Origin of the sequence: Flavobacterium sp., from assembly GCF_036759525.1 — a bacterium.
GTDB lineage: Bacteria > Bacteroidota > Bacteroidia > Flavobacteriales > Flavobacteriaceae > Flavobacterium.
On record NZ_DAIOUN010000025.1, the window covers coordinates 21,163 to 31,678 of the forward strand.

7 protein-coding genes are annotated in these 10,516 nt (G+C 36.0%); 4 read left to right on the plus strand and 3 right to left on the minus strand.

What is annotated here, in order from left to right; all coding sequences use genetic code 11:
• Positions 1-27 precede the first annotated feature (27 nt).
• The 4 genes from V7M80_RS12385 to V7M80_RS12400 all read left to right on the plus strand — a co-directional run bounded on the left by V7M80_RS12385 (position 28) and on the right by V7M80_RS12400 (position 6,398).
• The gene (locus V7M80_RS12385) at positions 28-2,358 is read left to right on the plus strand and encodes a glycoside hydrolase family 2 protein (RefSeq protein ID WP_333696579.1); all 2,331 of its coding nucleotides are present in this window, start codon (positions 28-30) and stop codon (positions 2,356-2,358) included.
• 1 nt (position 2,359) lies between these two features.
• Positions 2,360-3,541, plus strand: a complete 1,182-nt coding sequence (gene galK, locus V7M80_RS12390; RefSeq protein WP_333696581.1) for a galactokinase — start codon at positions 2,360-2,362, stop codon at positions 3,539-3,541.
• A gap of 124 nt (positions 3,542-3,665) precedes the next feature.
• On the plus strand, positions 3,666-4,715 hold the full coding sequence (locus V7M80_RS12395) for a UDP-glucose--hexose-1-phosphate uridylyltransferase (RefSeq protein WP_333696583.1): 1,050 nt from the start codon (positions 3,666-3,668) through the stop codon (positions 4,713-4,715).
• A gap of 15 nt (positions 4,716-4,730) precedes the next feature.
• Positions 4,731-6,398, plus strand: coding sequence for a sodium/sugar symporter (locus V7M80_RS12400; RefSeq protein ID WP_333696585.1), 1,668 nt, complete (start codon positions 4,731-4,733; stop codon positions 6,396-6,398).
• Between the two features lie 68 nt (positions 6,399-6,466).
• On the opposite strand, the gene V7M80_RS12405 is transcribed toward V7M80_RS12400, so the two are convergent.
• The 3 genes from V7M80_RS12405 to V7M80_RS12415 form a co-directional block, all read right to left on the minus strand.
• Entirely contained in the window at positions 6,467-8,410 is a 1,944-nt protein-coding gene (locus tag V7M80_RS12405; RefSeq protein ID WP_333696586.1) for an OmpA family protein, read from the minus strand.
• A 12-nt stretch (positions 8,411-8,422) separates the two neighbouring features.
• Positions 8,423-9,334: a PorP/SprF family type IX secretion system membrane protein gene (locus V7M80_RS12410; protein WP_333696587.1), complete on the minus strand. Its 912-nt coding sequence runs from the start codon at positions 9,332-9,334 to the stop codon at positions 8,423-8,425.
• Positions 9,335-9,380: 46 nt separating this feature from the next.
• Positions 9,381-10,516 (minus strand): DUF7507 domain-containing protein (locus tag V7M80_RS12415; RefSeq protein WP_333696588.1); only part of this gene is annotated, 1,136 nt, incomplete at its 5' end.

Genomic DNA, 10,516 nt, shown 5'->3' on the forward strand with positions numbered 1-10,516 from the left:
CAAATGGCACGAATTAAAAATCTACAAATGAAATATTACTTTCTTCTTGCGTTTTCTGTTATTTTCCTGATGTCTTGTGAAAAAAATGAAATCCATTACACGCGTACCAAAACCCATTTTGGTTCCGATTGGACTTTTACCAAAGATTCGACTTCGTTGAATTGGGAAAAAATAAACATTCCGCATACGGCTCAAATAGAACCTTTGGTTGTAAACAACCAATGGCAAGGCGATTGTTGGTATCAAAAGCAATTTGACATTGAAAAAACCGCAAACGAAAAGGTATTTCTTTACTTTGAAGGCATTATGCATGAGGCTTGGATTTGGATTAATGGAAAAAAAGTCTCCCACCACCAAGGGGGTTACTTGCCTTTTACAGTAGATGCCACAAATTGGGTGCAAGAAAAAAACAATACCCTTATTGTAAAAGTTAATAACGATGACAATCCGCAAATTCCTCCCGGAAAAACTCTAAAAACATTGGATTTCAACTATTATGGCGGTATTTATCGCAACGTTTATCTTGTAAAAACAAACTCGGTTTATATTACCGATGCTGTACATGCCAATCAAGTAAATAGTGGTGGGATTTTGGTTCATTTTGATGAAATTAACCCCGAAATAGCAACCGGATTTATTAAAGTTCATGTAAAAAATGAAAGCGATGAACCCAAAAAAGTAAAATTGGAGATCACATTTTCAACTCCAAACAACAAAAAGAAATTTACATCAAAAGAAGTCGTTATAGGCTCAAAAACCGATGAATCTATTACATCGACTCTAGAAATTTTGAATCCTGAACTTTGGGGAATCAAACAACCTAATTTGTATAATGTAGAGGTAAATGTAATATCAGAAAATCGCATTTTAGACCAGCAAACACTCAAAACCGGTATCCGTAAAGTTGAGCTGAAAGCAGATGGCTTCTATTTAAATAACGAAAAAATATTCATCAACGGAACCAATCGACATCAAGAGTATCCTTACATTGGCTATGCCCTTTCGGATGAGGCCAATTACCGCGATGCTGTTAAAATTAAAAATGCAGGATTTGATTTTGTACGTTTATCGCATTATCCGCAAACAGAAGCTTTTTTAAAGGCTTGCGATGAATTGGGAATCTTGGTAATGAATTGCATTTCAGGTTGGCAATTTTCGGGCGATGAAAAATTTCTGGAGAATTCATTTCAGGAAATTCGCGACTTAGCCCGAAGAGATCGAAATCATCCTAGTGTTGTTTTTTGGGAAGTTTCTTTAAATGAAAGCGACATGAAAGAACCTTATATGCAAAAAGCGAACACGCTTCTAAAAGCAGAGTTGCCTTATGCACACATCTATACGGCAGGTTGGATAGACAACCTCAATTATGACCTTTACATTCCGGCTAGACAACACGGCAAAGCTCCCGCTTATTGGAATCATTATGAAAACAATAATCGAAAAATTTTCATAGCCGAATATGGCGATTGGGAATATTATGCTCAAAATGCCGGATTTAACCAAACTTCATTTGCCAATTTAAAAGAAGAAGAACGCACGAGCAGACAATTGCGAGGATTTGGAGAAAAACGTTTGTTGCAACAAGCCTTCAATTATCAGGAAGCTTTCAATTCTAATGTTAAAGGAAAACACACCATTGGTCAGGCCAATTGGTTGATGTTTGATTACAACCGCGGGTATGCCGATGATATTGAAAGTTCGGGAATTAGCGATATATTCAGAATACCGAAATTTGCTCATTATTTTTACCAAAGTCAGCGATCACCAACTGTAAAACTTTCGGAAAAATTAGTTTCCGGCCCTATGGTTTACATTGCCAATTATTGGAATGAAAAATCAAATTTAGACGTAACCGTTTTTAGTAATTGTGACGAAGTAGCGTTGTATCTCAATGATATCTTGATTGCAAAACAAAAGCCTTTGCGGAATGCTTTTTCCGATCAATTGCCTCATCCCCCATTTGTATTCAAAATTTCGTCATTTCAGAAAGGAATTTTACGTGCCGAAGGAATCATTAACGGTAAAAAAGTAACAGAACATATTGTAAAATCACCTGAATCGGCTTCAGCTATTCAGTTGGTTATAGACGAATCGAATGTAAAAATCAATCCTAACAATCCGGATGTTGTTTTTGTGTATGCAAAAATTGTTGATGCCAATGGCACTGTTGTACCGGACGCCAATCATGCTGTTACGTTCAGTATAGAAGGCGAACAAGCTGAATTGATAGGCCAAAACCCGATAACTGCAGAAGCGGGAATAGCTACGATTTTACTTCGCACTAATCAATTGAAAAAAACCCTAAAAATTAAAGCCGAACATCCTACTTTAAAAGCCGCTACCCTAACATTAAAATAAAATGAAAAAAAAGTTAATTACTGCTACAACTCAACATTTTAAATCGGTTTTCCAGCAGGAACCCGAATCGGTTTTCCTATCGCCTGGACGAATCAATTTAATTGGTGAACATGTAGATTATAACGATGGATTTGTATTGCCGGCAGCCATCAACAAATACATTTGTTTTGCGGTTTCAAAATCACAAACGGATGAATTTATTTTGGTAGCTCAAGACTTGAATGAAACGTACCGTTTCCGTTGGAATGAAGTACTTCAACCCGTCGATAAAATGTGGGTAAATTATATGTTGGGGGTTTTGTATCAAATGAAAATGAAAGGATTTTCGTTTACAGGTCTCAATGTAGTTTTTAGCAGTACAATCCCCATGGGAGCCGGACTTTCCTCGTCTGCGGCTTTAGAATGCGGATTCGGTTATGCACTTCATAAAACATTTAAATTGGGATTATCCCGTGAGGAAATTGCCCTAATCGGACAACAATCGGAACATACTTTTGTAGGGGTAAAATGTGGTATAATGGACCAGTTTGCGAGTGTATTTGGCAAAAAAAATCACGTTATCAAATTGGACTGTACTTCGTTGGAACACGAATACCATGCTGCCGATTTTAAAAATTATACCTTAGTTTTATTTGACAGTCATGTAAAACACACGCATTTGACTTCCGGATACAACGACCGCAGAAATGAAGTTGAACAAGGATTGAATCGTATCAAAACTCAGTATCCGAGTGTGCAAACCTTTCGAGATTGTACCGAAGATCAATTAGAATCTTTACGTAATGAATTAGGCGAAACAATGTACAAACGTTGCCATTTTGTAATTCATGAAATTCGCAGAGTGAATGAAGCGGTGAAAGCTTTAGACCAAAAGCAATTTGAGCAATTAGGTAAACTTATGTTTGAAACCCACGAAGGTTTATCGAAAGATTACGAAGTAAGTTGTGCCGAAGTTGATTTTTTGGTTGATTTTGTAAAAAAGAAAAAACAAGTTATCGGTTCCAGAATGATGGGTGGTGGTTTTGGAGGTTGCTCTATTAATTTGGTAGAAAAAGGAAGTGAAAAAGCCCTTTTTGAATCGATTTCGAAAGCCTACCGGGAACAATTTGGTATAACCTTATCGTGTTACAAGGTTAAGATTTCCAGAGGCACTTCAAAAGTGAAAAAGAAAATAAAAAATTAATAAAAAAGGAATTAGGATAAATTTTTCAAAAAGAAACTTAAACCTGATTAAACCTGACAGGTTTTTGAAACCTGTCAGGTTTACCGTTAATCCAAAATAAACGAGGTTTCTCGAAAATAAAAATATGCAACAATTCAACACTAACGAACACCCGCACCGTCGATACAATCCGCTATTAGACGAATGGATTTTGGTTTCTCCCCATCGCACCAAGCGTCCGTGGCAAGGGCAGAAAGAAAACCCAATACTAGCTTCACTTCCTGAATACGATCCAACTTGTTATTTGTGTCCCGGAAACGAGCGTTCAAATGGCACCAAAAATCCTGACTATTCGGATTGTTATGTATTTGAAAATGATTTTTCGGCTTTATTGAAAGAGGAAGTGATCATGGAACCTTCAACTTCTACCCTTTTCAAACTCAAACCGGAACGCGGAATCAACAAAGTAGTTTGTTTTTCCCCTCAACACGATTTGACCTTACCGGAAATGGAAATTGGTGACATTGAAAAAGTGATTCAAACGTGGGCCGCACAATATATTGAATTGGGTAATCATGATTTTATCAATTACGTTCAGATTTTTGAAAACAAAGGAGCGGTAATGGGGTGTAGCAATCCGCATCCACACGGTCAAATTTGGGCACAATCTTCGTTACCAACCCAAGTTGAAAAAACGCAAAAAAATTTAGATCGCTATTACCAACAATACAAAAGCAGTCTTTTAAAAGATTATTTGGAAGAAGAATTAAAAGTTAAAGAACGATTGGTGTATGAAAATGAATATTTTGCAGTAGTTGTTCCTTTTTGGGCTACTTGGCCTTATGAAACCCTAATAATTAGCAAACGTCATTTTGGAACCATTATCGCTATGAGTAAAGAGGAGACGTTGGCCTTTGCAGATAGCATCAAGACGATTACGGTTAAATACGACAATCTTTTTGAAACCTCTTTTCCTTATTCTTCCGGAATTCATCAAGCACCAACCGACCGTTTGGCTCATCCGGAATGGCATTTTCATATGCACTTTTATCCGCCATTGTTGCGAAGTGCATCAGTAAAAAAATTCATGGTAGGTTATGAAATGTTAGGCGAAGCCCAACGAGACATTTCCCCAGAAAAAAGTGCGGCAATTTTAAGAGACTTGCCTACCTTGCATTATAAATTAAAACCTTAATCAAACTCTGCACTCATGAACACCGGATTTGAACTATTGGATTACATTGTTTTTATTGCTTATGCCTTACTAATTTTAGGGGTAGGATTATGGATGTCACGCGACAAAAAAGGCCATCAAAAAAATGCAGAAGATTATTTTTTGGCTAGCAAATCCTTGCCTTGGTGGGCTATAGGCACCTCATTAATTGCGGCTAATATATCTGCCGAACAATTCATAGGTATGTCCGGTTCCGGATTTGCAATAGGACTAGCCATATCATCCTATGAATGGATGGCAGCTCTCACTTTAATTATTATAGGAAAGTACTTTTTACCTGTTTTTATTGAAAAAGGAATTTACACCATACCTGAGTTTGTAGAAAAAAGGTATTCAACCCAATTGAAGACTATTTTAGCGGTTTTTTGGGTGGGATTGTATGTGTTTGTCAATATAACTTCTGTACTATATTTAGGAGCCTTAGCGATGAACACCGTAATGGGAGTTGATATGATGTGGGCCATTATTGGACTCTCGTTGTTTGCAGCAGCCTACTCATTATATGGTGGATTAGCTTCAATAGCATGGACAGATTCTATCCAAGTTGTTTTTCTGGTCATTGGAGGATTGGCAACAACTTATCTGGCTTTAAATACCGTATCAGACGGACAAGGTATGCTGGAAGGTTTGGGAATTATTTACGATAAAGCTCCAACAAAATTCTCAATGATTTTGGACGAATCCAATCCGGAATATTTAAATCTACCCGGAATTGGGGTTTTAGTAGGAGGTCTTTGGGTAGCTAATCTCTATTACTGGGGTTTTAATCAGTACATAATTCAGCGAGCTTTGGCTGCTAAATCTTTAAAAGAAGCTCAAAAAGGAATTTTATTAGCTGCATTTTTAAAATTATTGATCCCCTTTATAGTGGTTATTCCCGGTATTGCTGCCTATGTGATAGTAAATGACCCCGAAATGTTGGCTCGTTTAGGAATGGAAGGATTAATAAATATTCCAAGTAATGCTGAAGCTGACAAGGCCTATCCTTGGCTTATACAATTTTTACCAACGGGATTAAAAGGATTGGCGTTTGTTGCTTTAACAGCTGCCATCGTTTCATCATTGGCTTCGATGCTAAATTCTACTTCGACAATTTTTACTATGGATATTTACAAGCAATATGTACATAAAAATCCAGATGATAAAACGATGGTAAAAGTGGGGCGATTGACCTCTGTAGTAGCATTAGTTATTAGTGCATTTGTAGCTCCTTTATTAGGTGGTATTAATCAAGCTTTCCAATTTATTCAAGAATATACAGGAGTAGTAAGTCCGGGTATTTTGGCCCTCTTTTTATTAGGTCTTTTTTGGAAAAAAGCTACAAACAAGGCTGCAATATGGGGAGTTCTCCTTTCTATTCCGATAGCTATGTTTTTCAAAGTAGGTCCCAAAGGTTGGGCAGAAGGTTCGGCTTTAGAAAACCTTTTTCCAAGTTTACCTTTCTTGGATCAAATGGGGTACACCACATTAGCAACTATGGCAGTTATTGGTTTAATAAGCCAAATTCAAAATAAGGGCAAAAGTGACTCAAAAGCCTTTGAACTGAAAAAAGAAACTTTCAAAACCGATTCATTATTCAATATTAGTGCTTTTTCAATTTTGATAGTATTGGTGTTTTTGTATGCGTTTTTCTGGGGGAGATAAAAAAGAGAAAGCACCTTAAAAACGTGTTAAGATGCTTTTCTCAAATCAACTAAATACTGCAGACCTTGCTACAATTCCGTTACAATAAACTCACTTCTACGGTTACGTTGGTGTTCTTCTTCTGTACATTCCACATTATCAGAACATTGGTTAACCAATTGAGTTTCGCCATAACCTTTGGCTGTTAATCTGTTTTTATCAATTCCGTTTTGAATGAGCCATTCACGGGTTGATTTAGCTCTTCTGTCCGATAAAGCTTCATTGTATTTATGCGTTTGTCGGCTATCTGTATGCGAACGAATGTCAATTTTTAAAGTTGGATATTGCTTTAACACATCCAATATTTTGGCCAATTCTAAAGCAGCATCAGGTCTAATATTCGATTTATCTAAATCAAAATAAATTACTTTAATACCAAAAATTTTGGCTATATCATCTCCCACAGTTATAGGTTTTTGAGTTTTTTCCAACTCAATAGGCAAAAAGGTTTCTCCTGTTGTTTTAGGAATTTGTACCGCTTTTTCATTCGTATTGTAATCCGTCTTTTCGGCTCTTACATAATACTTGGCATCACAACTTACAGTGTTGAATTTAAATTTTCCTTGATTATCAGAAACTGTCTCATCTAACTTAGAAAAATTTTGATCAAATAAAGTTACTCTAGCTGATGTAATAACTTGACCAGATTCAGCATCGGTAACCAATCCGTTAAGAATCTGTTCACAAGGTTTTTGAAGTGGTTTAAGTTCTTTAAATCTATAAATATCATCATCTCCAATCCCTTTTTCACGATTGGACGAAAGAAAACCAAGTTTTGAATCGGAATCAATTATATAACCAAAATCATCAAATGAACTGTTAGCGGGTTTTCCTATATTAAGTATTTCGGAAATGTTTGACGTATCATCCCACAATACTCTAAAAATATCGAGTCCTCCTAAGCCGGGATGACCATCTGAAGCGAAAAATAGTTCATTTGATTTTGAAACAAACGGAAAAGATTCTCTCCCTTCGGTGTTGATTTTAGGACCTAAATTTTGGGGAGTCCCGAAGGTTCCGTCATTATTTATTGCAACTTTGAACAAATCGGACTTTCCTAATGTACCAGGCATATCAGAAGCAAAAATCAACCACTTATTATCCGGACTTAAAGCCGGATGTGCACATTGGTATTCATCACTATTAAATGGAAGTTCTTCCGGAACACTCCAGTTCCCTTTATCGCTTTTGGTAGATCGATATATTTTCAATAAGGTACGCTTGTCACTATCTTTCCCTTTCTTTCCATTGTTAAAATTGTTTCGAGTAAAATAGATGGTTTTACCATCATTGGAAAAAACAGGTGTAGATTCGTGAAATCTTGTTTGCAATTCATTGGCAAACTTTTCCGGTTTGGTTAATGATCCATCTGCATTTTTTTCTGAAGCATAAAGTCGGGTAAAATTACTTCCGGTCCAGGAGTGTTTGCGTTTGGTAAAGTTACCTGTATCTCTAGCAGAAGTAAAAATAATTTTATTTTCATAAAATGCACTCCCATAATCTGAATAAATTGAATTGATTCCAGCTTCCTGAATTTCATATCTTCCGGAATTCTTTTCAATTTGTTCCAAATAATCTTTTTGAGCAGATGCTAATATTCCTCGAGAATCGCTCTTATTTTTAGAAAAAAACAATTCCATCATTTCATCCGCTTTTTTATAGTTTCCGATGGCTTTCAGAGATTGAGCATATCTAAAATAATACTCTGTTTCCATTTCCTCACCTAATTGGAATAACTCTCCATACCATTTTGCTGCATCTACAAGTTTTGCATTAAAGTAATAAGAATTCGCAAGATTTTTAAGCAGGGTACTGTTTTTATATCCTTGATTTGCAATCCTTTCATAGGTTGCTATTGCATCAACATAAGCATATTTTTCATAGTCTGAATTCGCTTTGTTTTCAAGTCTTTGTTGTGCAAACAGAGAAGTTGCTACACAGCAGATAAATATATTTAATACGAAATATTTCATGTTGTTATTGATTTAAAAAAATCGGGGAGAAACGATTTTGTTATGTTTAGTAAACAATTCTACTCTTAGAAAAACTTCATGAGATCCGGAATTATAATTCCTTAATCTTGTGGTTTCTAAATCATATCCATATCCCAGAAATAATTGATCTGAAATTTGGAATCCTGCCATTCCGCTTAAAGCGGCATCCCATCGCCAAGCAGCCCCCAAAACAAACTTTTCGTTGATTAAAAAGTTTCCAGATACATCCAACTGAAGCGGAGCACCCTCAACTGCTTTGGCTAAGAAAGCCGGTTTAAATTTAAGCGATGGACTCAAATCGAAAACATGTCCTCCTATGAGATAGAAATTCATTCTTTCTTTACTAATTGCTACATCATTTTCACTATATCTTACATTCTCAAAGAAATTTGGAACTGACAATCCGATGTAGGTTTTGTTCGAATGAAGGTAAATTCCAGCCCCGAAATTAGGTGTAAAATTATTGGACAAATTTTGAAATTGAGGATCACCGGCATTTGCAGGATTTAATTTATTCACATCTAAGTTAAACAGATTGGCAGTCCCTTTGATTCCAAATGAGAGTTTGTAATTTTCTGACGTTTGGACAGAATAAGATACATCAACAGAAATGGTGTTTTCATTTGTAGGTCCAATTTTATCATTTACAAATGATAATCCCACACCTAAATTACTATTATTAATAGGAGAATTTAGTGAAAATGCATTGGTAACAGGAGCACCATCCAAACCAACCCACTGGGTTCTGTGTAAACCAAACAAACTCATAACTCCTCTAGAACCTGCATAAGCTGGATTTACGTTAATCGTATTATACATATACTGGGTATACTGAGCATCTTGTTGTGCGTATACAACGCTACACATCAATCCTAAAACTATTATTACTATTTTATTTTTCATACTCTAAAAATTTTAATCTTTCTGAAATTTAATCAGTCTGATTGCATTAATTGTTTTGGATATAGATGTATCCTATTTTTTGATTTGAATTTCCTGACAGATCTTTATAATTTAAGACATACCAATATGTTCCTGTTGGAAGCCCTTTGTCTGAACTTAATGTTGCTCTTCCTTGAGAATATCCTTCAAATCTTCTGTCAAGGTTGTTATACCCTGTCATTTTAAAGACTTGTACTCCCCATCTATTATAGATTTCAATAGAGTTGTCTGAATAACAATCTAAACCTTGAATGTATAAAAAGTCATTTAATCCATCATTGTTGGGTGTAATAGCATTAAACACTTCTACAACACATCCTGTAATTGGCAATACTGTAGGTGTATCATCAATAAGTGTTGAATCATCAGATAAATCTTCTACAATCTCACCTATTGGACTTGTACCGCTTACTAAAGCTTGATTTGTCACATTACCTAAATAGATGTCTTGAGCTGTTAGCCAATAGGTACCCACAAAACTAATTGAATCTGTTTCTCCGGGTGCCAAACTGATAGGGCCACCTGTTAGAACAAGTCCTGGCAACGGATCTGTTATGGTGATATTTGATAACGGAACATTTCCGGTATTAGTAATTGTAAAATTGAATGTTATGGTTTCACCAACTTGTCCGTATCCATCCCCATTTTCGTCATTGAATGTAGCCGTTTTTATCAAAGCTATACTAGGTTCTTGAGGTAAAATAACTACAGTACATTCTGGACAATCGGGATTGAAAAACTCTGAATCTTCACTTATTGGAGTTGGATCTTCAGAATCATCTACAACTGGAGTTCCAATTAATGTTGATGCATTTACAGTAGCTATATTGTAAACAACTCCAGCAAAAATATCATCCTCTGTTAGTTCATAAGTAGCCGTTGCAAAACCTGATTGCCCTGGTGCTAAAACTGATGGAGTTACATTTGAGATTTCTAATTCTTGTCCCATTGAATCATCTGTTATGTTTATATCCGTCAAAGTAACATTTCCTGTGTTGGTTACGGTAAACTCAAATAAAATTGTATCACCAATACTTACCCAACCATCGTTGTTAGAATCAATCCAAGTCCCTTCTTTGGTTAAAGTTATACCCGGTTGTGGGTCGGTACTTACAGTCTCCTCACCCGGTACGGTTATCGTAC